The 23,433-nt window shown below is 34.1% G+C and carries 17 protein-coding genes and 1 pseudogene; 9 read left to right on the top strand and 9 right to left on the bottom strand.

Translation table 11 applies throughout. The features are described from left to right. Positions 1 to 23: 23 nt before the first annotated feature. The 5 genes from IPN31_10370 to IPN31_10390 form a co-directional block, all read right to left on the bottom strand. A complete protein-coding gene (locus tag IPN31_10370; GenBank protein ID MBK8682287.1) occupies positions 24 to 2,237 on the bottom strand; it encodes a PKD domain-containing protein in 2,214 nt (737 codons plus the stop codon). Further along, positions 2,200 to 5,373, bottom strand: a complete 3,174-nt coding sequence (locus IPN31_10375; GenBank protein ID MBK8682288.1) for a hypothetical protein — start codon at positions 5,371 to 5,373, stop codon at positions 2,200 to 2,202. Before IPN31_10375 ends, IPN31_10370 begins: the two co-directional genes overlap by 38 nt. Positions 5,374 to 6,044: 671 nt before the next feature. Then, the gene (locus tag IPN31_10380; GenBank protein MBK8682289.1) at positions 6,045 to 7,124 is read right to left on the bottom strand and encodes a T9SS type A sorting domain-containing protein; all 1,080 of its coding nucleotides are present in this window, start codon (positions 7,122 to 7,124) and stop codon (positions 6,045 to 6,047) included. Between the two features lie 68 nt (positions 7,125 to 7,192). Beyond that, on the bottom strand, positions 7,193 to 7,735 hold the full coding sequence (locus IPN31_10385; GenBank protein ID MBK8682290.1) for a hypothetical protein: 543 nt from the start codon (positions 7,733 to 7,735) through the stop codon (positions 7,193 to 7,195). Positions 7,736 to 7,909: 174 nt separating this feature from the next. After that, on the bottom strand, positions 7,910 to 8,317 hold the full coding sequence (locus tag IPN31_10390; GenBank protein MBK8682291.1) for a hypothetical protein: 408 nt from the start codon (positions 8,315 to 8,317) through the stop codon (positions 7,910 to 7,912). 178 nt (positions 8,318 to 8,495) lie between these two features. Between IPN31_10390 and IPN31_10395 the strand changes: the two genes are divergently transcribed. Continuing rightward, the gene (locus tag IPN31_10395) at positions 8,496 to 9,878 is read left to right on the top strand and encodes a sigma-54-dependent Fis family transcriptional regulator (protein ID MBK8682292.1); all 1,383 of its coding nucleotides are present in this window, start codon (positions 8,496 to 8,498) and stop codon (positions 9,876 to 9,878) included. On the opposite strand, the gene IPN31_10400 is transcribed toward IPN31_10395, so the two are convergent. Continuing rightward, positions 9,879 to 12,434 (bottom strand): response regulator, encoded by a 2,556-nt coding sequence (locus IPN31_10400; GenBank protein MBK8682293.1) that lies wholly within the window; start codon positions 12,432 to 12,434, stop codon positions 9,879 to 9,881. A 121-nt stretch (positions 12,435 to 12,555) separates the two neighbouring features. Between IPN31_10400 and IPN31_10405 the strand changes: the two genes are divergently transcribed. The 7 genes and pseudogenes from IPN31_10405 to IPN31_10435 all read left to right on the top strand — a co-directional run bounded on the left by IPN31_10405 (position 12,556) and on the right by IPN31_10435 (position 20,456). Then, positions 12,556 to 13,983, top strand: a complete 1,428-nt coding sequence (locus tag IPN31_10405) for a hypothetical protein (GenBank protein MBK8682294.1) — start codon at positions 12,556 to 12,558, stop codon at positions 13,981 to 13,983. Positions 13,984 to 14,031: 48 nt separating this feature from the next. After that, on the top strand, positions 14,032 to 14,757 hold the full coding sequence (locus IPN31_10410) for a (Fe-S)-binding protein (protein ID MBK8682295.1): 726 nt from the start codon (positions 14,032 to 14,034) through the stop codon (positions 14,755 to 14,757). A 2-nt stretch (positions 14,758 to 14,759) separates the two neighbouring features. Further along, positions 14,760 to 15,428, top strand: coding sequence for a phosphoadenylyl-sulfate reductase (locus tag IPN31_10415; protein MBK8682296.1), 669 nt, complete (start codon positions 14,760 to 14,762; stop codon positions 15,426 to 15,428). Further along, positions 15,425 to 16,353 (top strand): annotated as a pseudogene (locus tag IPN31_10420) (SDR family oxidoreductase). The gene IPN31_10415 and the pseudogene IPN31_10420 overlap by 4 nt, the downstream one beginning before the upstream one ends. Before the next feature lie 11 nt (positions 16,354 to 16,364). Beyond that, complete coding sequence (locus tag IPN31_10425; protein MBK8682297.1) at positions 16,365 to 18,269, top strand: RecQ family ATP-dependent DNA helicase; 1,905 nt, start codon at positions 16,365 to 16,367, stop codon at positions 18,267 to 18,269. Beyond that, on the top strand, positions 18,257 to 19,354 hold the full coding sequence (locus tag IPN31_10430; GenBank protein ID MBK8682298.1) for a glycosyltransferase: 1,098 nt from the start codon (positions 18,257 to 18,259) through the stop codon (positions 19,352 to 19,354). Before IPN31_10425 ends, IPN31_10430 begins: the two co-directional genes overlap by 13 nt. Next, positions 19,344 to 20,456 (top strand): hypothetical protein, encoded by a 1,113-nt coding sequence (locus tag IPN31_10435; protein ID MBK8682299.1) that lies wholly within the window; start codon positions 19,344 to 19,346, stop codon positions 20,454 to 20,456. The genes IPN31_10430 and IPN31_10435 overlap by 11 nt, the downstream gene beginning before the upstream one ends. On the opposite strand, the gene IPN31_10440 is transcribed toward IPN31_10435, so the two are convergent. After that, positions 20,437 to 21,150 carry an ATP-binding cassette domain-containing protein gene (locus IPN31_10440; protein ID MBK8682300.1) on the bottom strand — a complete coding sequence of 238 codons (714 nt, stop codon included), beginning with the start codon at positions 21,148 to 21,150 and terminating at the stop codon, positions 20,437 to 20,439. The two genes, IPN31_10435 and IPN31_10440, sit on opposite strands and share 20 nt — an antisense overlap. A gap of 134 nt (positions 21,151 to 21,284) precedes the next feature. Next, positions 21,285 to 22,049 carry a DUF547 domain-containing protein gene (locus tag IPN31_10445; GenBank protein ID MBK8682301.1) on the bottom strand — a complete coding sequence of 255 codons (765 nt, stop codon included), beginning with the start codon at positions 22,047 to 22,049 and terminating at the stop codon, positions 21,285 to 21,287. Between the two features lie 142 nt (positions 22,050 to 22,191). Between IPN31_10445 and IPN31_10450 the strand changes: the two genes are divergently transcribed. After that, complete coding sequence (locus tag IPN31_10450; protein ID MBK8682302.1) at positions 22,192 to 22,404, top strand: hypothetical protein; 213 nt, start codon at positions 22,192 to 22,194, stop codon at positions 22,402 to 22,404. 2 nt (positions 22,405 to 22,406) lie between these two features. Here IPN31_10450 and IPN31_10455 read toward each other — a convergent pair whose 3' ends face one another. Further along, on the bottom strand, positions 22,407 to 23,318 hold the full coding sequence (locus IPN31_10455) for a DUF3137 domain-containing protein (protein ID MBK8682303.1): 912 nt from the start codon (positions 23,316 to 23,318) through the stop codon (positions 22,407 to 22,409). Between the last annotated feature and the right edge of the window lie 115 nt (positions 23,319 to 23,433).

The raw sequence follows: 23,433 nt of genomic DNA on the forward strand, positions 1-23,433 counted from the left end.
TTTTATTTTAAATATTTAGAATATTAATCTTTAGTAATTACCAAAGGTTTAGAGAAAGTGTATTCATCAGCAGTAATCTGCATATTATACATACCATCAGCTAATCCGGAAAGATCAATTTCCATTTTAGAATTCATAATACTGCCGGGGTTAGATTCCCAAACAGTTTGACCAAGACTATTTACTAACTGCATGGATACCTTATAAAATCCATCTAAGTTAAAGTCCACAATAGCTTTACCTGAAGTTGGATTCGGGTAAATCTGAGTAGCATTTGCCAAGGCCAGTTCTTCAATACCATCAGTAACAGAAAGCACCGCACTATAGAAATCAGAACCGCAACCATTGGTTACAGTAACGGTAACGGTATAAGTGCCGGCTGTTCCATACACGTGATTAGGATTTGTTTCTGCAGAAGTACCGCCATCACCGAAGTTCCAGCTATAAGTAGCTCCGCCGGTAGATGTGTTTGTATACGTTACAGAAAGTCCTGTAGCTGTGTAAGTAAAACTAGCAGAAGGCGTGTAGTTGATAGTTAAGGTAACATCATCAGTTGCAGCACAACCACTTGTGGGGTTGGTAACTGTAACAGAATAAGTACCACTGGAAGTCACCACAATTTCCTGAGTTGTAGCTCCTGTGCTCCAGCTATAAACAGAACCTGCATTACCTGCATCTAAAGTTACCTCATCACACTGTGTTCCATTAGGACCTAAGTCAACAGATGGAGTAGCAAGAGAAGTAACAGTAACAGAATGCAAGTCATTGGTAGGATCCAAATCAGCACCATAATCAGTCCATGCTTCGATAGTATGGTCGCCTGCAACTGAAAGGTCAGCTGTTGCAGTGAAGGTATATTCATAAGTAGAGAAAGCATCAATAGTAGCAGCCACAGTTTCAGAAACTTCAGCACCACCATCCACACTAAATTTCACCGGTAACCCTGTTACCGGAGTTCCACTTAAGTTTTCAATTTCAACAGTAACGGTTTCTGTAGCAGTCATACCACAACCACCATCAGGAGAAAGAATATCGGTAACTCTTAAGTCAGCACCGGTTTCACATACTTTCATATATTCTAACATGTTTCTGTGCATGTTTTCCCCTTCTGTATAAGTAGTCCAGTAATCAGGATAATACAATGCAGCAAATAACACATGACCGGCACCCCAGTCTTGTTCTCCCATTAAATAACGATCAGCAGAATATTGATCAACAAGTAAAGGAGTATAATCACCACCTGTTAAACTTCCGTAACTAATATAGTATCCGGTATAATCAGCACCGGCAGGAGTAAATGGACCAGTAAATATTGGGTGTGTATCGTCCACAGCATCAGCTTCATTAGTGTACCAGTAGAAATAGATACCGGTATTGTCAAAACCTAATTGTAGAGTATCGCCATAAGTAATCTCATACGAACTTGCATTCATAATCAGGTTACCACCGGCTTCTACCCAAGCTTCAACAAGAGATTGATTATCATCTAAGAAGGCTTGCATTTCGCTTGAATGATCAGCACCACCTTGCATATAAATAAAGCAGGTAGCAGGATTGAATACTTCAAACGGATCCATAGCTTCGTAGTAATCCAGAGTCCAGTCAGCACCAAACACATCATCCATAGCATCGGAGTATTCAGTACCATAGAAAGGTTCAGAACCTGTAGAGTTGGAGTAAACAAGATAAGATGCTCCACCGGTTACAGGAGCCATGTGATACATGTCGAAACAAGTTGAGTCATTGGACAAATCTGCATCACCTGCAAGTTCAGTCCATGCACATATTTCATGTGAGCCAAATTCACTCAAGTCAGTAGTAGAAGCAAAAGTGAAATTACCAGTAGCACCTGCAGCAAGTGAACCTGCATAAGTACCGGAATAAGTAGTACCACCATCAGCAACATATTTCACAGTAAATCCTGTTTGAGAATTTGTACCGAAGTTCTTCACAGCAACAGTAACTGTTTCAGCAGAAGAATAAGAAGCAGAAGCCAAAGGAGGGTCTACTAAAGCAACTACACCGATATCATCAGGGAATGGATCGGCAATTTTAAAGTTGTCGAATGCCACTCCGTTATAGTAGTTTACAGAACCATCAGATCCAAAAAATACTCTGAACTGTACTTGTGGCTCACCGGCTAAGAAACTGATATCGTGATAAGCAGTTTTCCAATCACCACCGGAACCAACCCATCCTTCAGGATAACCGGATGGCCAAGCTTGGATCGTATCCAAAACCCACACCGTAGTTAGTGTACCAGTTATCGCCGGAACCAATTGTTCCAACCACATTCCAGGCAACACCACCATCTAAAGAGTATTGTAATTCGGCACCATCATAATAATTTTCACCTTCCCACCAAATATCCAATTGCACATAAGGTAGAGTAAGAGGTTCAAAGTCAAAACAAGGTCCTAATACATAAGACTTCTCATTGTTATTATAATCCCCATCCAGATTTGTCATCCATGAATTTACACTGGATGGAGTTGTAGGAGGAGGTCCGTCAATAATATCATCAGCAGGAGAACCAAGTTCCCAAGTGCTGCTTGCACCGCCTTGAGACCAACCACCATCACCAGCTTCAAAGTCCTGATAATATGGATAGGTTGAAACAATAGGAATATTTGTAAATGTAATATCGGAACTATCATTAGAAATAATAGTATCTCCAACTAAAGAAGTCCAAACAAAAATGCTATGACTTCCTTCAACAGACACATCAGCTAATGTAGTAAATGTATAAAGAATGGTTTCTCCCGGAGCAAGTGTGCCTGCAACTGTTTCAGTAACTGTTGTTCCACCATCCAAAGAATAGTTTACCGGAATATCCGTTTGTGGTTCAAAGCCATAGTTACGCACTTTTACCGTAACGGCTTCATCACCCAAACCACAACCTGTTTCAGGTTCTGATATAGATTGAGCTCCTACGTCAGTATCTGAAATCGTGCATATACCCAGATAAGAAATCAAGTTGTTATGTAGGTTTTCAGCTTCAGCGGCATCTGTCCAATATACATAAGTATATAAACTTCCAAACATTGCAATACCAGCTCCCCATGATTTTTCACCAAGTATTACCATTGATTCATCATCATTATTTACCAAAACAGGATTAACATCGCCAGTGATTACAGCATTGCTATATGCATAGCTGTAATATGTACCAACGGGAGTAAATGGACCATCATAAATTGGATGATCTATCCCTTGAGTTGCGGAATAAACATAAGAACTGTAAGGTGCTGTTCTGGTAACGCCACCAAATCCATAATCAATAGCATCACCTTCATAAGGCATTGAATTGATGAATAAATGTCCACCGGAAGCAACCCAGTTTTGAATAGCAGTTGAGTTTGTTGTTACAAAATAGCTTAATTCAGATGCCTGATATCCACCACCTTCTAACCAAATAAAGCATGTTGCGGTAGAAAATACTGCATCTGCATCTACAGTTTCGAAATAGTCAAGAGTCCATTCATCTTCTCCAAAAACTGTATTCATCACATCCACACCTCCGGTAGTATAGAAAGGCTCATAACCACCATCCACATTTGAATAAATGTAATAAGCAGCAGTACCTGAGATAGGAAGTAAATTGGAAACCACCATTTCTAAAGTATCATTGCTTAAATCACCATCAAGATCCAAATCAGTCCACGCCACAAAAGTATAATCACCATCCACACTTAAATCTTCAGTAGAAGTAAATGTGAAGTTAGCTTCATCACCCGGAGCAATTGAACCGACAAATGTTTCTGTATGAATAGTTCCACCATCCATCTGATAAGAAACCGGGAATCCGGATTCACTATTTAAACCAAAGTTTTCTATTGTAACAGTTACTGCTTCAGTAGCCCCTAAGGTTGGTGCAGAAGAAGGAGCTACTAATGACGTAACTCCAATATCATCAGGATAAGGATCGCCTACAAAGAAATTATCGAAAGCAATACCATCATAGCCAGTAAAAGCATAAGATTTAAAATGCATTCTTAATTGCACTTGAGGTTCACCGGCAAGTATATCCAATTCATGTTTGGCTGTTTTCCAACCAGCACTTGAGCCTTCCCACGCCGGGAAATAAAGAAAAGTTACAGGGTCATAACCAAAAGAATAACAACCACCAGGTGTGTACCAGTTGTCACCGGTTCCTATATCACCCAAGGCTTGCCAACTTGCACCGGCATCTAATGAATATTCTAAACGAGCACCATCCCAGAATTCATAAGTTGCCCACCAAATATCAAATTTTACGTATGGTTGTTCTAATGTTGAAAAATCAAAACATGGACCTAATACATAAGAATCTTCGTATGGGTTATAATAATCGTATAAGCTTGTAGCCCATGAATTTTCGCTGGAAGGGGTTGAAGGTGGTGGTCCACTGATAACCGGTCCATCAGGATAACCTAATTCCCAACTATTTAAAATTCCACCTGACATCCATCCACCTGAACCTGCTTCAAAGTTTTCTATATAAGGGAAAGTTGTTATAATTGGAATAGAAGTAATAGCTAGATCATTAGCATCATTTAAATCAAATTCATCTAAATCCCAGGTAATCCATGCTTCAATTAAATAATCTCCATAATTTGAAAAGTCCGCAGGAGTTGAAAAAGTATACTCAATAACATCAAATGAACCAATGTCAGCTCCCGAATAATCTTCAGTTACAGCAGTTAAAAGACCCAAAACAGGATCTGTTATTTGATAGGATATACTGAAATCATTTGCTACATCGGTACCCACATTAAATATTTCTACAGTAACAGAATTGGATCCTAGACCACAACCACTTGCCAAATCTATTATATCGGTTAATGCTAAATCATAAGGGCCTGCAGCCGGGAAAATAATTGTGTAATCTTCTACTTCACCAAAAGTTTGTGAATTACAAGGGTCTAAAGTTGTAAGGCCTGAAGGGTAAACACATCTCACTCGCATCCGAGTTTCACCTGGTAATGCTGTTACAGGTACAGTAAATGTAATTGTGCCTGATGTTCCAGCAGATAACCCTAAAGTGCCTAGCACTTCATCTGCATCGAAAACTTCATCTTGGTTATAATCTATCCAGGCGGTGTAGGTTTCACCCCAGCTTGGGCAATTAAACAATTCCAAGGTATACTCCAGTCCAGCATTTAATACTGTAGAGAGATCCGTATAATCCGAATAGCCGATAATACCGGAAGTAGAATACCCACTTGAGGTATTTTCTATATCCTCAAGTATTACTCCATCAATATAATCATCGGAGCCCGTACCAGTGGAATAAATAGGATCGCAATATTGGGCTTGTGCCTGCCACGAAAAAAGCAGAACAGCAACAAACATCCAAATCGACTTTTTTAGTCTAGGTAAATAATTGTTCATAGTCTTAATTAATTGTGTGAATTTATTTATTCAGTAAAAATAGTAAAGGGAAGTTAAGATTTACAATTTTTCCAATGGTCTATTTTATTCATTAATTTTTTTCTGATATAATTAATAAATAATATGGCAATTGTGGATTGTTTGTTAGTAATGTAGCCGAATGTCGATTAGGATTTTATTTTCTCGTTGCACAAATCATTATCCTGAATGGATGTTTTTTTACTCTAGTTTCTTCTTGAGCATAAACTTATATCGTAATTGTTAAAAATAATTCAGGGGACACCAAAACACAACTATTTAATGAAGTTAAAAAATTGATGCACCATACATTGTATTTGTAAAAAAAATAGTGAAGAAGTGATTGATGTTTAGATTTTTCTAATAATTGAAAGCTAAAAAAAATTAAGAAGTCATACATATTTAAAAGGTTTGAGAGTGTTCATTAAACTGTGTTATTTTAAAACAATTTCCAAATAAATAATAACCTCAATAACTATCTAAGATGTTTGTATTACTTAAATAATCAAACTAATTATTCTATAACAATTGTTTGATTATTTATTTCTCTTTCGATAAGTACTTTTATAAAATAATTACCTACAGAAAATTTACAAATTGTCAAAATAAAAGCCCTTCAATTGAAGGGCTTTTATTATTAAAAACGAATTTAATTATTCAATAATAATTGTATTAGTTACAGTCTCAGAACCATTAATCACTTTCACTATATAACTACCGCCAGAAAGATTTAATGCTACATCATGAATAAATGCATTTGCATCAATGATTATAATTGCATTATAAAAAACTTGACCAACTACATTTAATATTTGTACTTGTGCTTTATCACTTTCAAATCCATTTAATTGAATGCTGAAATTTCCATCATTGGGATTTGGATAAATAGAAACTGAATGTTCAAATTCACCTTCGCATAATGGCATTGTTGTAAAATAATACCATTCAGAAAATCCTGATGGGGAATAGTCCTCACCATCAAAACATCCAGATTTTATTCGCACTGCATAATCGGTGGAAGGTGATAAAACGCCTGTTAATATATAGTTGGATTTATCCTTAACAATAACCTTGCGGATGTTGCTAGTTGACAATTCCCATAATGTGAATTTTGAAATCTCTGTTCCAGTTGCCATAGTCCAATGAATGTTGGCTGAGGTTGCGGTGATTTCATCTGCATAAATATCCGTTGGAGGCATAGGTGTACAAGGCACATGATATATGTCAAAACAAGTTGAGTAATTGGACATATCATCATCACCTGCAAGTTCAGTCCATGCACAAATTTCGTGTGATCCGAATTCACTCAGATCTGCAGTAGATACAAAACTGAAATTATCTGTAGCATCGGCGGCAAGCGTACCTGCATAAGTACCGGAATAAGTGGTGCCACCATCAGCAACATATTTCATAGTAAATCCTGTTTGAGAATTTGTGCCAAAATTCTTTATAGAAACAGTAACTGTTTCGGAAGAAGAAAAAGAAGATGAAGAAGCAGGCGCTACTATAGCCGATATTCCAATATCATCAGGATATGCATCACCTACAAAGAAATTATCAAATGCAATACCATCATATTCGGTATAAAAAGATTTAAAATGCATTCTTAATTGTACTTGTGGTTCACCTGCAAGAATATCCAATTCATGTTTGGCTGTTTTCCAACCACCACCTGAACCTTCCCATGCCGGGTAAAAATAAATGTTAAAGGATTGTATCCAAATTCCAAACATGCACCGGAGTACCAGTTATCACCGGTTCCAATGTCACCTAATGCTTGCCAACTTGAGCCGGCATCTAATCAATATTCTAAACATGCACCGTCAAAGTAATTAATAGTTGCCCACCAAATATCAAATTGCACATATGATTCTTCCAATGTTGAAAAATCAAAACATGGACCTATTACATAAGAATCTTCATATGGGTTATAATAACCAAGTAAGCTTGTCATCCATGAATTTTCACTTGTTGGAGTTGTAGGAGGAGGTCCTATGATAACAGAGCCATTAGGATAACCTAATTCCCAACTATTTAAAATTCCTCCGGAAATCCAGCCACCTGAACCCGCTTCAAAGTTTTCAATATATGGGAAAGTTGAAGTAATAGTTAAATCATTAGCATCATTTATATTTGATTCATCCAAATCCCAGGTAATCCAAGCTTCGATTAAATATTCTCCGGTATTTGAAAAATCAACAGGTGTTGAAAACGTATATTCGATAGCATGGAATAAATCGATATCTGCACCCATATAATCTTCAGTTACAGCAGTTAATAATCCTAACACAGGATCAGTAATTTGATAGGAAATACGGAAATCATTGGCAGGAAAGATACCCATATTATAAATTTGAACTGTTATTTCATTACTACCAAAACCACATCCACTCACCAAACCAATGAAATCGGTTATTGCTAAATCACTAAAGCCAGCAGCAGGAAAAATGATTGTTTAATCTTCAACCTCACCATAATCTAGCGCATCACAAGGGTCTATTGTTCCAACACTTGAATCTTAAAGACATCTCACTCGCATGCGAGTTTCACTTGCCAATGCAGTAACGGGCACGGTGAAAGTAATAGTTCCGGATGCCCCTACAGATAATCCTATACTTCCCAAAATTTCATCTACATCAAAAACTTCATCTTGATTATAGTCAATCCAGGCGGTAAAAGATTCATCCCAAATTGGTGTATTATACAATTGCAGAGTGTATTCAAGTCCGGGATTTAATACGGGGGAGAGATGCGTATAATCCGAATAGCCGATAATATCTGAAGTAGAAATCCCGCTGTAGGTGTTATCAATGTCTTCAAGAATTACTCCATCAATATAATCATTATCATCGGTTCCGTATGAGTATATTGGTTCGCAATATTGGGCTTGTGCGTTCCAAGAAAAAAGCAGAACTGCTAAAAACATCCAAAACGACCTTTTTGATTTAGGTAAATAATTTTTCTTGGTCTTAAATAAATATGTGAATTTAATTATTTAATAAAAATATTAATTCACAGTAAAAATTTACAATATTTAAAGGTTTTTTTTATAGAACTAAAAATTAATAGGGCAATTGTGGATTGTTTGTTAGTATTGTAGCCGAATGGCGCACACTATATTAATCATTGATGATGATCCGACTTTTTGCTTAATGCTGAAAAGTTTTCTTACTAAAAAAGGAATGGTAGTTACCACTTCTTTTTCTGGTGAAGATGCAATAACAAAAATCACTAATAACAGATTTGACATTATACTTTCTGATTACAGATTACCTGATACCGATGGAATGGAAATTTTACAAAAAATCAGAAAGCAATATTCTCATTTGCCTGTAATTATTATGACGTCCTATGCAGACATACGAATAGCGGTAAAAGCAATTAAAAACGGGGCATTTGAATACGTAACGAAACCGGTTAATCCAGATGAGATATGGCTTACAATAACAAATGCATTACACAAAAATAATTCTGATTCCAACGTTGAAAATTCGGTTGAGAAAACTGTAGAATCAAAAACAATAACTTCTACATTTTTGGAAGGTGTAAGTGTTCAAGCTCAAAAATTATTGGAATTTATTGATATAGTTGCTCCCACAAATATTTCAGTAATTATTCAAGGTGATAGTGGCACCGGAAAAGAATTTATTGCAAAGCGTATTCATGAAAAAAGTAATCGCAGCAATAAATCATTTGTTTCAATAGATTGCGGTGCATTGTCAAAAGAATTAGCAGCCAGTGAATTATTTGGTCATATCAAGGGATCTTTTACTGGAGCTATAGCAGATAAAACCGGGCAATTTGTTGCTGCAGATAAAGGCACATTATTTTTGGATGAAATCGGTAATCTTTCTTATGAAGTGCAAGTGCAATTGTTACGTGCTATTCAAGAAAGAAAAATTCGAAAAATTGGTAGTAATAATGATGTGGATGTGGATGTGCGATTGTTAGTTGCTACGAATGAAGATTTAGTGGAAGCAGTGAAGAAAGGGGATTTCAGAGAAGACTTGTATCATCGTTTAAATGAATTCAAAATATTCGTGCCACCATTGCGGGAACGACATGATGATATCACCTATTTTGCAGAACATTTTTTAAAAATTTCCAATCAGGAATTAGGAAAAAAAGTTACCGGATTTAGTGAGGATGTTATGGAAATATTTAAGCATTATAGTTGGCCGGGAAACTTTCGTGAATTGCGAAATATAATTCGAAGGGCTACTTTATTAGCACAGGGAAATATTATATCTATTAATGTGTTACCATCAGAATTAATGTTTGAAAACTTAACACATACTTCTTCAAAAAGTATGGCAGGAAGTACAGACTTAAAAGCAATTGCAGAGCGCACAGAAAAAGAGATGATTCTTAAAACGTTAGAGAGTGTAAATTATAATAAAAGTAAAGCTGCACTTTTGCTGAATATTGATCGTAAAACTTTATATAATAAAATAAAGCAATACAATATTCGGTTAGGCTCTGAATAGTTAAGCCATTTCTTTATTTAACTTGGCATATTCAAATTCCAATTGATCAAAAGCATGCTTGGCTATATCTAAAAGTTGCACCATAAGTTCTTCCGTATTCTCTGTTGCAATATCCTTTACTCGCTCTAAATATTTTAAAATTGGAATAGCCTCTGCAATTCTAAAATGGCTGAATGCGGGTATCATTTTGTGAGCAATGTTATTTACTCCTGCAATTTCTCCGGATATATAATAATTATAAAGAACTTCAATATTAATTTTATGCTCATCAATAAATGATCTGATTATTTCGCAAATAATTACTTCATCGTTATTCGTAAATTGTTGAATTTCTTCTAAGGAAAATATTTGTGAAGGGGTCTTTTTTATTTCTTTTTGATGTGTTTCCGGTGAAGTATATTCCATTGGAGATTCTTTACTCCATTTGGAAATCATATGCATTAAATCTTGTTCTGAATATGGCTTTAAAAGCAAATCATCAAAGTTATATTCTGACATTAGCAAGGCCTTATTTGCCATAGCATCAGCTGTTAATGCAATGCAAGGAAAGTTTTTCAAACCTTGAGATTGTATTGTTGAAATAAAGGTATAACCATCCATTACAGGCATGTGCAAATCAACTAAGCCTATTGCATATTGTTTGCCTTCCATTGCATTTAATGCGTCAGCCGCAGATGAATAGGTATCTACTTGCACTTTATATTTGTCAAATATAATTTTTGCGAGTTGCAGATTTAATTTCTCATCATCAATTAATAATACATTAATGCCGGGTAATATTTCAATTGGAGAATTCGTGTTTCCCATTAATTCTTCTACTTCTTTTTTAGTAGCTATAGGGTAAGTGAGTTGAATTGTAAATATTGATCCCTTATTTAATTCACTGTCTAATTCAATAGTTCCTTTTTGAATTTCTATTAATTTTTTTGAAATAGTTAATCCTAAGCCAGTGCCTCCAAATTTTCTGGTGGTGCCTGCTTCTGCCTGACTGAATTCATTAAAGATGTCATTTAATTTATTTTTTGCAATTCCGATTCCCGTATCAACCACCTGAAAATAAAAATCAGCAAAACGCTCTCTTAGGTTTGTCTTGCAAATTATTTCCACCTTTCCATCACTAGTAAATTTTATAGCGTTGCTTACCAGATTTAATAATATTTGTTTTAATCGAAATGCATCTCCTTTTATTAATGCGCCTGCCTTATCGTCAACTTGTTTTAGAAAAGCAATGTGTTTATTTTTTGCTTCCAACTGCATTAATTCAAAAACTTCGCTCACCACTTTTTCAACAGTAAATATTTCTGATTGCAGATGAATTTTTCCTGCCTCAATTTTTGATACATCTAATATGTCGTTTACAATGTGTAATAAATGTTCAGATGCAGTTTGGATTGAGTGAATATATTCATGCTGTTGTTGACTTTTTGTTGAGTTCAACATTTCTGTAAATCCTAAAATTGCATTTAATGGAGTTCGAATTTCATGACTCATATTTGCTAAGAATTGCTCCTTTGTTTTTGCAGAAAATTCCGCTTGTTGTTTTGCAAATAATAATTGATTTTTAAATCTAATATTGACATTTATATCATTGAATATCACAAGCAACAAAACAATACCAAGTATAAAGAAAATAAACGTGAGACCGAAGATTAATTTTGAAGATTGATTTGCAGTATTTTGAGCAGTGAGTTTTTCTAAACTTAAAGTTTTTAGATAATCTTTTTGGATATTTTCCAGAAGCCCTGCTATCTTACTCATAATTATCCGATCGCTTGCCATAATCTCTAATTCCTGCTTGGTGAGTTGAGCATTATAATTTTTCTCTTCTTTATTGATATCAGATAAAATCTTATATACCATTTCAGGATCTATAGAAATGTTTGGATCAAGAATGTAATTGCTTTGTTTTATATCTTTCTCAATTGTGTCTTGTTGTAATACGATTGAGGGGGGCAATGGAGTGCGGTTTTTATCCTTGTTTGAAAATAAATTTTTTAATTTCTTTTTCTCTGATTCATATGTATTTATTTCTTCGGCGCTAGAACTTGATTTTAATCCGGGGTCTTCCTCTTTTAATTCTGGAGTTTCGAAAGCTATTGCAGTGTCTTGCATTGTACTTGCAATATTTTTCATAGTCTTATCTGCGATGGATTGATACCCCGGTAAATTTTTTAATTCCACCAATGCATACATCAAATCTGCTTTTGTTTGAAGCATGTTTTTTAGTTCATCCACTGATTCACTAATATTATTTTCACCGGAATTGAAAATGCTAACTATTGAATCTAAATTATGATTTACAAGATCCATGTGAAATAAATAATTGTTTAATGCGAGTTCTGATTCGGTCATACTATAGTTACGCATATTATTATCACTTTCAGAAAGATTTCGAATAATACTGTTAAACAATAATGCGGATTGATTTGGAGTAGCTAATGCATTCACTGAATTTTCCAAAGCATTAAAACTTTTATATGCAAAATAAAATGCTACACCAATAGATGCTATACTTAAAAAGAATGCTACTAATAGCTTAACTTTTATATTTTTCATTCATTTTTTTTAATGGTGTGGATCTCATCTATTTACAAAACTTTTACAAAAATTTATTTATTCCACTTATAAGATATTGTATGCATTTTTGCCTACCGTAATTTAGCGACTTATAAAATTAATGTTTAAGTACTCATCTATCCTAACTAAAGTTTTTTTTACCGGCATATTGTGTTTGGTATTTACTAATTCCGCTTGGGCGCATGTTAAATGGTTTACCGATGGCAGCTATGCTGACAGGCCACTAACGATTGGTGAAATTACTACTCCGGTTTTTTGGGGGATTTTAGGTTTATGTTTAGTTGTTATATCCGGTGGAGTGTTATTGGATTATTTTTTAACACGAGTTCCTAATTACATTCAGGTAAATAATTGGTTAGAAAGACGAAAGTCGTATAGCCCTTTAGTTATGCGGGTTGCTGTTGCTATGTTGTTTATTCTTTCATGGCAATCTAATGCAATGCTTGCACCAACATTATTAGTACCCACCAACTTTATATGGGTAGCCTGGTTGCAATTTATACTTGCCTTCCTATTATTATTTGAACGTACTGTACCAATTGCCGGACTTGGGTGTATGTTAATCTATGTTGTAGGTAATGTAATTTATCATCCATTCCACATGTTAGATTATTCTTTGTTTTTGGGAGTGGGCGCATACTTACTTACTTGTTATCATCCCAAAGAAAAAATCAGATCTATCGGCCTCACCGTTTTATACATAACTGTTGGCTTTGCTCTATGTTGGGTAGCATTGGAGAAATTTATTTATAAAGATTGGTCTTTGTATTTATTGAAGGAGCACCCCCAACTTGCAATGGGTTTAAATTATGATTTTTTCATAACCTCCGCCGCATTTGTTGAATTTGGTTTGGGGTATTTACTATTAGTGAATTTATTACAAAGACCACTTGCAGTAATAATTACAATTGTATTTTTTCTAACAACTACTGTTTTTGGAAAAATTGAAGTGATAGGACATACTGTTATTCACGCATCTCTAATTGTTTTCTTATTAGAGGGACCAACACCTTTTTATCATCGCCTAACGGGGATGCTAAAATCTATTGGGAAACGTATCATGGTTAATGCAATATTCTTTCTTATCTTTTTCTTTATACTGCTTTTTGCGTATTATCAAATGGCCGATAATAAATATCATAACAAACAAGATTTCTTATCGAATAAGCCGGATCATATGCATGAGCAAATTGATTTGGCAGGAAATCCTATTCAGGAATTACCAAGCATTTCAATGGAGATTGCCAAAGATCCAATGGGTGGATATAATCTTCATTTTATAGTACACAATTTTAAGTTTACACCTGAAAACGTAAACAATGGAACTAAGTACAATGAAGGGCATGCTCACTTACATATAAATGGAGAAAAAGTAGGTCGTGTTTATGGCGAGTGGTATTATCTGGGAGCATTGCCGCCGGGAACGTATGAAATTACTGTTACCTTGAATAGCAATAATCATGAAGATTTCGTAATTCGGGGTTATCCGATAGAAGACTCCAAAACCATTGTAGTTCAGAACATGTAGGTCGTTCAATTCTGCTTTTTGTTTTACTACATTTGTGCCCATTAGATTATGGATGTAGAAATTTTTATACCTTGTTTTATAGATCAATTATTTCCTGAAACAGGTTTTAATATGGTGAAGGTTTTAGAGAAAGCCGGATGCACAGTGCATTATAATCCTGAACAAACTTGTTGCGGTCAACCAGCATTTAATGCAGGGCAGTGGAAAGAAATGGATGAAGTCGGTAAGAAATTTATAAAGGACTTCTCCACAAATGATAGAGTAGTTGTGGCTCCTTCAGGTTCCTGTGTTGGGTTTGTGCGCAATTTCTACGGCGAACTTTATGATAATGGTCCATTTCATAATTATTATAAACAACTTCGGAAAAACCTTTATGAATTCAGTGAGTTCATGGTTGATATTTTAAAAGTGGAAGATATCGGTGGAAAATTTAATGCAAAGGTTACCTATCATGATGCTTGTGCTGCATTGCGTGAATGCAAAATAAAATCTGCTCCTCGAAAATTGGTAAATAATATTCAGGGTATAGAATTAATAGAAATGGATTTGGTGGAAACCTGTTGTGGATTTGGGGGAACATTCGCAGTAAAATATGAACCTATCAGTACCAGTATGGCCGATCTCAAAATTGAAAAAGCATTAGCTACAGGTGCTGATTATATTGTATCAACAGATTACTCTTGTTTAATGCATTTGAAAGCATATGCAGATAAACAAAAACTTCCAATTCAGGTAATGCATCTCGCAGATCTGATGGCAAAAAGTCTGTCTTAATTATGGCAACTTTTTCTGAAATAGAAAAACAAATACTTGACTATAAAGAGCGTGGTCTATCTATGTTTACCACCTCTTCTTTTCAAACACATAGTACGGTGTTACTTCATATACTGAGTCGAATTGATAAATCAATACCTATTTATTTTTTAAATACTGGATTCCATTTTCCTGAAACAATTTCATACAAAAATGATATTGCTGAATTGTTTGGATTGCAGGTAACAGATTTATTTTCCAATACACCAAAATCAATGCAAATGAATTTGGAAGGTCGCTTTTTATTTACTTCAGATCCTGACTATTGTTGTTATCTGAATAAAATACAACCTATGGAACCCTTATTGGAAAATAAGAACATCTGGATCAATGGAGTGCGTGCAGATCAAAATTCCAATAGAGCATCTTTTTCTATTGAAGAAAAAACAAATAAAAAAGCAATGAGATATCACCCGATGCTGGATTGGACAAATAAAATGATTTTCGATTATATCCGTGAATATAATATACCGCATCATTCTTTAGATGAAAAAGGATATACAAGCATAGGCTGCGAACCGTGCACACGAAAATTTGATATTAATCTTATTAAAGATGAACGCACCGCCCGCTGGTTTGGAATGAATAAAACAGAGTGTGGTCTTCATACAGAATTAATTAAAGAAAAATGAATGTACTGGTAACGGGTGGTGCCGGATATATTGGCACAACGCTTATTCAAAAACTGTGTGCATCTGAACTGGTGAGTACTATTATTATTTACGACAACCTCAGCAGAAATAATGAAACTGTTTTGTTTGGATCACTTGATCATCCGGAAAAAATAAGATTGATTCGTGCTGATATTCTTGACTCCAGAAAATTACGTCAAAGTTTGAAAAATATTGAAGTGGTTTTTCATCTTGCAGCAAAAGTGCTTACACCTTTTGCAAATCAGGATCCGCATTTTTTTGAACAAATAAATCATTGGGGAACGGCAGAACTGGTATATGCAATAGAAGAATCAAATGTGCAAAAATGTATTTATGTAAGCAGCACATCTGTTTATGGTCGTACTGATGCAATTGTTACTGAACAATCGCCCACTCATCCTAAAACTTATTATGGTATTTCCAAAAAAGAGGTGAAGAACATATAGAGCGTTTGTTCAAAAAAATGAATACAATAATTATCAGATGCGGTAATGTGTACGGTATTAATAATGGAATTCGATTCGATGCTGTAATAAATAATTTTATGCTTCAGGCAAATTTTGAAAATCGTATTTCAATTCATGGAAGTGGTTTACAAGAGCGCTCTTTTATTCATGTAAATGATATTGGTGAAACACTTACTCAATTAGTTAAAACAAAAGTGCCTTCGGGAATTTATAATCGGGTAACAAAAACATTATCCGTAAATGAAATAGCCGATGAGATAGAACTATTATATCCCGGTCTCGAACGCATTTTTATTAATCAACACATGGAAATGGGCAGCCTTGTTGTTAGTAGCGATTCCGCTTTAAATAGATTTATACCTACAGAAAGCCGCAGTCTTGCAGAAGAATTAAAAGAATTTAAATCACATTTCGCTTTTGGAGGTTCTGTACATTAGTTTTAGAACGTATGGAAAAGGCAATCGATATTCTGAAAAAATATTGGGGTTATAATGAGTTTCGTCCTCAGCAGCAGGAAATTATTGAAACTGTTGCAGCCGGAAAAGATTCCTTAGCATTATTGCCAACAGGTGGTGGAAAATCTATTTGCTATCAAATTCCTGCGTTAATGCATCCCGGAATATGCATCGTTATTTCACCACTTATTGCTTTAATGAAAGATCAGGTGGAACAATTAAATGCATTGAAAATTCCGGCGGTTGCAGTGTATTCAGGCCTTACAAAAAAACAGGTGGATATCGAATTGGATAATGCTGCTTATGGTAAATATAAATTGCTATATATCTCCCCCGAACGTTTAATCTCTCCATTGTTCAAAGAGCGACTTAAAAAAATGCAGGTGAATTTACTTGCAGTAGATGAAGCACATTGTATTTCGCAATGGGGATATGATTTCCGACCACCATATTTACAAATTGCATTGGTGCATGAAATAATTCCGGACACGCCAATTATTGCACTCACCGCAACAGCAACTACTCAGGTGATGAATGATATTAGTGAAAAACTTCAATTAAAAAATCCAACAATTTTTAAATCTAGTTTTGAACGTGATAATATTCATTTTGTAGTGCGTGAAGAAGAAGATAAATTTCATAAACTCATTGAAACTTTGCGATCGGTAAAAGGTTCCGGAATTGTGTATGTGCGCAATCGCAGAAAAACAAAAGAAATTGCAGAATATTTAAATCGCAATCATATTCCTGCAGATTTTTATCATGCAGGATTAGAGATAACAGAAAGAGCGAAGAAACAAGATAACTGGATTCGAAATAAAAAGCGCATTATGGTTTGCACAAATGCATTTGGTATGGGTATAAATAAACCTGATGTGCGCATTGTAATCCATTGGGATATTCCTGAAAGTATTGAAGCATATTATCAAGAAGCGGGTAGGGCAGGCAGGGATGGTATTATTTCATTCGCAGGATTAATTTATAACAGACAGGATATTGATGAACTCGCCCGCATTCAATCAGAGCAGCATTTGGAGCCGGATGTTATTAAAAAAATATATCACCAAATGGGCTCTTATTTAAAACTTGCGTATGGTGCAGGTGTAGGTGAGTCGTTTGATTTTGATATTACCGAATTTTCAAATGCAGTAAAAATTCCTGCTAAACATGTGTATCGTGCAATTCAGATTTTGCAACAAAACGGGTATCTGTATTTCAATGAACCTATGGATAGAATTTCCACTATTCATTTTACTGTAGATCATGAAACACTTTACAGATTTCAGGTAGAGAATAAATTGAAAGAACCTGTTATAAAAATGTTGTTGAGAATGTGCCCCGGAATTTTGGATGGATATGTTCCAGTCAGAGAATCTGAAATTGCATTTCAACTTTCCTATTCCCGACATGATTTTATAAATGAATTAATTTACTTGCAACAAAATAAAATTTTAGAATACAATCCGGTTTCTGGAAAGTCGCAATTAACATTTATAGTTGAACGATTGCATGAAGAAAATATTAATCTCGACACCGCTTTATTAAATACATTACGTATTAAAAGTGAAAAACGATTGGAGGCAATGTCGCAATACACATTAAATAAAACGGAATGCAGAGTAAAAGAAATACTTGCTTACTTTGATGAAAGATATTCCCGGTGTAATCGCTGTGATATTTGTATGGAGAAGAATAAATTAGGACTTGCAGATGTTGAATTTAATAAAGTGTATAGTTGGTTACAGAAACAATTAAATAAAAAATCACTTTCACCCGAACAAATCTATGAGATGTCTTTACCCATTAGAAAGGAAAAATTTATTGAAGCACTTTTATTTATGACGGATAATAAAATAATTATACATAAACCCGATAATTTACTGGAGTGGAGAGGTTAACTCATATTGTATTTACCGTTACTAATGATTTGAATTATGATCAGCGGATGCAGCGTATAAGCAGCACTCTGGCGGATAATGGTTATAAGGTAACTTTAGTCGGATTCAATAAAAAAAACTCACAGCATTTAAGTAATCAAAACTTTGACCAAGAAAGAATTCATGTATTATTTAAAAAAGGAAAACTGTTTTTTATTGAATATAATATTCGTCTTTTCTTTTGGCTATTGTTTCGCAAATTTGATATTTATGGTGCTATAGATTTAGATACGGTGATGCCTGTTTTTATCAATGCGAAATTAAAAGGTAAAATATGTGTGTATGATGCACATGAATTTTATGAAGAGCTTCCGGAGTTAGTGGACAGACCTGTAATTCAAAAATTTTGGAAAATCGTTGCAATGATCTTTTTGTCGAGAATAAAAAATAATTATACAGTTAGTCAATCAATAGCTGATGCGCTTGCCAATAAATACAAACAATCTTATTCGGTAATTCGTAATGTTCCAATTTTGCAAAATGAAAGTAGTAAACAATATGCAAAACAAAATCAAATACTTTATCAAGGCGCATTAAATAAGGGGAGGGGTTTAGAAGAACTTATTGATGCAATGGAAATAATAAATGGAGATTTAATAATAGCAGGAGAGGGGGATCTTTCAAATGAAATCAAAGCATTTGCTGACGGGAAAAACTATAGTAACCGCATACATTTTACAGGATTATTATCGCCGGAAGCATTGAAGAAAAAAACAATACAGGCTAAAGTAGGAGTTAATCTTGTAGCGCATTTAGGTTTGAGTTATTATTATTCACTTTCCAATAAATTTTTCGATTATATACAGGCTGGCATTCCTCAGGTAACAATGAATTTCCCGGAATACAAACTTATAAATGACCAATACAATATTGCAATTCTGATTGATGCATTGACAAAAGAAAAAATTGCAGAAGCTGTAAATGCATTGCTTTTCAACACCACTTTATACAATACACTTTCGGAAAATACCCAATCTGCAAAACAAGAATTAAATTGGAGCAATGAACAAAAGAAATTGTTAGAATTTTACAAGCATGTCCAATAGTTTACATATCATTTCATTTAATGTGCCTTATCCTCCTGACTATGGTGGTGTGATAGATGTGTATTATAAAATTAAAGCCTTGCATGCAGCAGGAGTAAAAATTCATTTACACACATTTATTTATGGAAGAAAAGAAAGCAGTGAATTGGAATCTCTTTGTGAGTCAGTGAAATATTATAAGCGCAAACCGATGTGGCAGGGAATATTTACAAACAAACCCATGATTGTTGATTCACGCCGGTCAAATGCATTATTGCAAAATTTGTTGAAGGATAATTATCCCATTTTATTCGAAGGGTTACATGCATGCTATTATTTAAATGATGTAAAACTTTCAAAGCGTTTTAAAATGGTGCGCATGCATAATAATGAAGCGGAATATTATTTTTCTCTAGCAAAGAGAGAGAAGTCTTTTATTAACAGCATTTATTATTATGAAGAATTTAAACGGTTGAAATTATTTGAGAAGAAATTAAAGAGTGCGGATTATTTACTTGCAATTGCACATCACGAAAAAGACTATTATAAAAAAATATTTAACAACACTTTATATGTGGGTCCATTTCATGGAAATACAACTGTAACTGCAAAACCCGGGCATGGAAAATATGCGTTATATCATGGAAATTTATCAATAAGCGAAAATCAGGAAGCGGCAATGTATTTGATAGAGCAAGTATTTAATGAAATGGATTTGCATTTGATAATCGCCGGATTACAACCGGGTGAAGTTTTGAAAAAAAGCATTTCCAAAATAGAAAATATTTCTCTGATTGATTCACCTGCTGATTGTGAATTGCAAGAATTAGTTGCAAATGCACATGTAAATATTTTGCCTTCATTTCAAAAAACAGGTGTGAAATTGAAATTGATAAACAGTTTATTTAATGGCAGATTTTGTCTCACGAATCATCTGATGGTAGATCAAACCGGAATGGAAAAATATTGTACAATTGCCAATACGCCACATGAAATGAAAACAGCATTATACGATTTAATGGAAAGAGAATTCACAAATGAAGATTTAGAATTCAGAAAATTAATTGAAACAGAATATTCTAATAAAACCGGTGCAGAAATTGTTATTCAATTGATGCAGTAGAAGTAATTTCATTAATGCTACCATTGGCACATTGCAAAATCTTTGAAGGATATTTATCTAATATTCCATAATTATGTGTAGCCATAAGTATAGCAGTGTTATATTCTTTATTTAAATAAATTAACAACTGCATTATATCTTCGCTTGTATCCGGATCCAGATTTCCAGTGGGTTCATCTGCAATAACTATCTCGGGATCATTTATAATTGCACGTGCAATAACCACTCGCTGTTGTTCACCACCGGAAAGTTCGTAAGGCATTTTAAATCCTTTAGTTTGTAACCCAACTCTGCGCAGGGCTTCATCAATTTTAATTTTGATAAGTGCTTTATCTGAAGTGCCTGTTGCCCTTAAAACAAATTCAAGATTTTCTTCAACATTTCTATCCATCAACAATTGAAAGTCTTGAAATACGATTCCTAATTTGCGTCGCAAATACGGAATGTTTTTCCAATTTGCTTCAGCGAGATTAAAGCCACATACAAATGCACTTCCGCTATGCAAATGTAGATCTGCATAAATCGTTTTTAATAAACTGCTTTTACCGCTACCTGTTTTACCAATCAGGTAAATAAATTCGCCGTAATCTATTGCAAAATTGACATTATGCAAAATGAGTGATTCACCTTGATAAATTTCCACTTTATTAAAGTCAATTACTTTTTCATCTCGAGTGGGAAAAGTTGTATCCATTAGCGGCTAAGATAAAGTCATTGAAAGTTTATGAAGCAATATTTTTACACATATCTAATATTGAAAAGTGTTTTAATAAACAGATAGTGGATTTGTGCAATCATTTCTAAAATGAAAAAGGATGTATTATTATTCTATTTAATATTCAAATTCCAATCGTAATTATAAAAAGTAACAGTGTAATCTGCTGGAATTGGAGTGCTACGAAATTTATTTATAAAATTAATTACCGTTCCTGTGTTATTCACAAAGTCATCTTTGTACCAATCAAATAATTGAGAGATAGCAACAGTTTTTGCAGAAGCATCCACTTTAATAAAGGAAGCATCATTCATTGCTTTTTTAGTTTGATTAATTAATTGTGTTTGTACTTTATCAGGCATATATGCTTCACTCATAAGTTTAGGACAGCCGATTGCTGCACACACCAGAGCAAAGTGTACACGTGGGTCAGGTCTTAAAAATTTATTTTCAATATCATTTAGCGTTATCATATTGCCGGCTATATTATGCGGCTTTGCATCAAAAAATCCTTTTACATCTAACGGTGATTTTATTGGCATATTCATAACCACAGAATTTATAGTCAGCAGATTATAGGCATTTAAATAAAATGCAGTCTTTGTGTTTTTATCCGCTTTAGAAACATCTGCTTTTTCAATCATATTAATCAATGTTACCAACTCTGCTTTTTGTTTGCCGATAAGTGCGTAATCTACTTTTCCATTTGATACATATTTTCCAAAAAAAGTATTGGAATTGGAAAAAAACTCATTCAGATCTGCAGGTGCAGATAGCTCATTTGAATCAGAGTGCACATTGGCAGCAAACGTATTTTGATTGAATACGAAAAATGTAATTGTCAGAAAGGCTATTGTAAATTTTTTAAAAGATAACATTGGATATTTTTTTATTGATAAGTGAGACAAAATTGCAACAATCCTGCCATGCAACTTGAATTTATGTGTCAGATTATCTGCCCTTTTAATCAAAGTTTGCAAAATCATATATAGTTAGGTTTCTTTGTATAAAATTAATCGGATGAAGAAATCAGCCTTAATATCTATGTTGTTAGTATGTTTTGCTCTTACTTTAGGCGCATGCACAAAATGTACTGTGTGTACAAAATTTGACTTAACTACAGGTGAAGAAATTGTGGAGGAATATTGTGGAACAGGTACGCAAGTTACGGATTTTGAAAAAGAATGGTCAATTAATTATGATACCCTCGGCGGATATTGCGCTCGTAAATAATACTAAATCTCTCTTATTTCTTTTGAAAAATTACTGCAACACAAATGCAGTGTATTATAAATAAAATCCAGATCATAATAATATTGCTCTGGTGGTTTCAAATTATAAGTAGTTCTAATTATTGATGGCTGTAAATAATTTGAAGCGTGAACGGCAATACAAATTCCGCTTTTGTAAATACTTATAAAAATATCTTTTCGGTGCAATTCTGTATAATTTTTTATAATAAGCAGGACTTCAGGAGAAATTATTTTTTCTAAAATAAATTGATCTGCATTGTAAATAAATAGTCCATCCTTATTTTCAAATACATTTATAAACTCTGAATTTTCTTTAATAGCACTATTGAGTAATTTATTTGTAATAATAATTATAGGGTCATTAAGATTAATATGTAAATCCGCCAATCCAACCAATCCATTAAAGACTTTTAACTGTGCATTAAACCCTTGTTTATTTTTCTGTTCCGTATGACTTTGAATTTCAGAAATGGCACATTGAATATCATACTCAATGAAGGTCAATAAATGCATTCCGCCGTATTGAGCAGGGAATCCACTTATCAAATATGCATCATTTAAAAGTCGAAGTTTGTGATAACCATCATAATTATATGTTGCATTTGGAATAATATCCCGTGAGATTGTTTGGGCAACTGTAGATTGGTAAGAGTTTGTGAAATCAGAAACCGATACACCAAATCTGCTTGTATAAGCAAGTACAAATATGACGACAATCGCAATTCCGATAGACATCCATGTAATTGCTTCTAAAGCAAATCCTGCTAGAAAAACAATACCAAAGATTATATAATTAAAGATAATGCGTTTGCGAAGAGTTTCTGTTTTATATAATGCCGGTATTAATTTATTTTTAAAAATGTATTGTAATTGAGGGGAGGAGGTTACGGGCATTAATTAAAAATTATATCATAAAAGAATTTCCCAGCAACAAGCCAAAGTATCCCTTTAATAAGGAAAAATAAAAATCCTATTACGCCAAAGCGTTTTAGAAATAATTTAAATTTTG

Source organism: Bacteroidota bacterium (assembly GCA_016715425.1).
In the GTDB taxonomy this organism is placed as follows: domain Bacteria; phylum Bacteroidota; class Bacteroidia; order Chitinophagales; family BACL12; genus JADKAC01.

Coding starts and splice junctions, on each gene's coding strand:
- IPN31_10375 (MBK8682288.1), bottom strand. CDS start 5,373: ATGAACAATTATTTACCTAGACTAAAAAAGTCGATTTGGATGTTTGTT.
- IPN31_10380 (MBK8682289.1), bottom strand. CDS start 7,124: ATGTTTGGAATTTGGATACAATCCTTTAACATTTATTTTTACCCGGCA.
- IPN31_10385 (MBK8682290.1), bottom strand. CDS start 7,735: ATGGGTATCTTTCCTGCCAATGATTTCCGTATTTCCTATCAAATTACT.
- IPN31_10390 (MBK8682291.1), bottom strand. CDS start 8,317: ATGTTTTTAGCAGTTCTGCTTTTTTCTTGGAACGCACAAGCCCAATAT.
- IPN31_10395 (MBK8682292.1), top strand. CDS start 8,496: ATGGCGCACACTATATTAATCATTGATGATGATCCGACTTTTTGCTTA.
- IPN31_10400 (MBK8682293.1), bottom strand. CDS start 12,434: ATGAAAAATATAAAAGTTAAGCTATTAGTAGCATTCTTTTTAAGTATA.
- IPN31_10405 (MBK8682294.1), top strand. CDS start 12,556: ATGTTTAAGTACTCATCTATCCTAACTAAAGTTTTTTTTACCGGCATA.
- IPN31_10410 (MBK8682295.1), top strand. CDS start 14,032: ATGGATGTAGAAATTTTTATACCTTGTTTTATAGATCAATTATTTCCT.
- IPN31_10415 (MBK8682296.1), top strand. CDS start 14,760: ATGGCAACTTTTTCTGAAATAGAAAAACAAATACTTGACTATAAAGAG.
- IPN31_10425 (MBK8682297.1), top strand. CDS start 16,365: ATGGAAAAGGCAATCGATATTCTGAAAAAATATTGGGGTTATAATGAG.
- IPN31_10435 (MBK8682299.1), top strand. CDS start 19,344: ATGTCCAATAGTTTACATATCATTTCATTTAATGTGCCTTATCCTCCT.
- IPN31_10440 (MBK8682300.1), bottom strand. CDS start 21,150: ATGGATACAACTTTTCCCACTCGAGATGAAAAAGTAATTGACTTTAAT.
- IPN31_10445 (MBK8682301.1), bottom strand. CDS start 22,049: ATGTTATCTTTTAAAAAATTTACAATAGCCTTTCTGACAATTACATTT.
- IPN31_10450 (MBK8682302.1), top strand. CDS start 22,192: ATGAAGAAATCAGCCTTAATATCTATGTTGTTAGTATGTTTTGCTCTT.
- IPN31_10455 (MBK8682303.1), bottom strand. CDS start 23,318: ATGCCCGTAACCTCCTCCCCTCAATTACAATACATTTTTAAAAATAAA.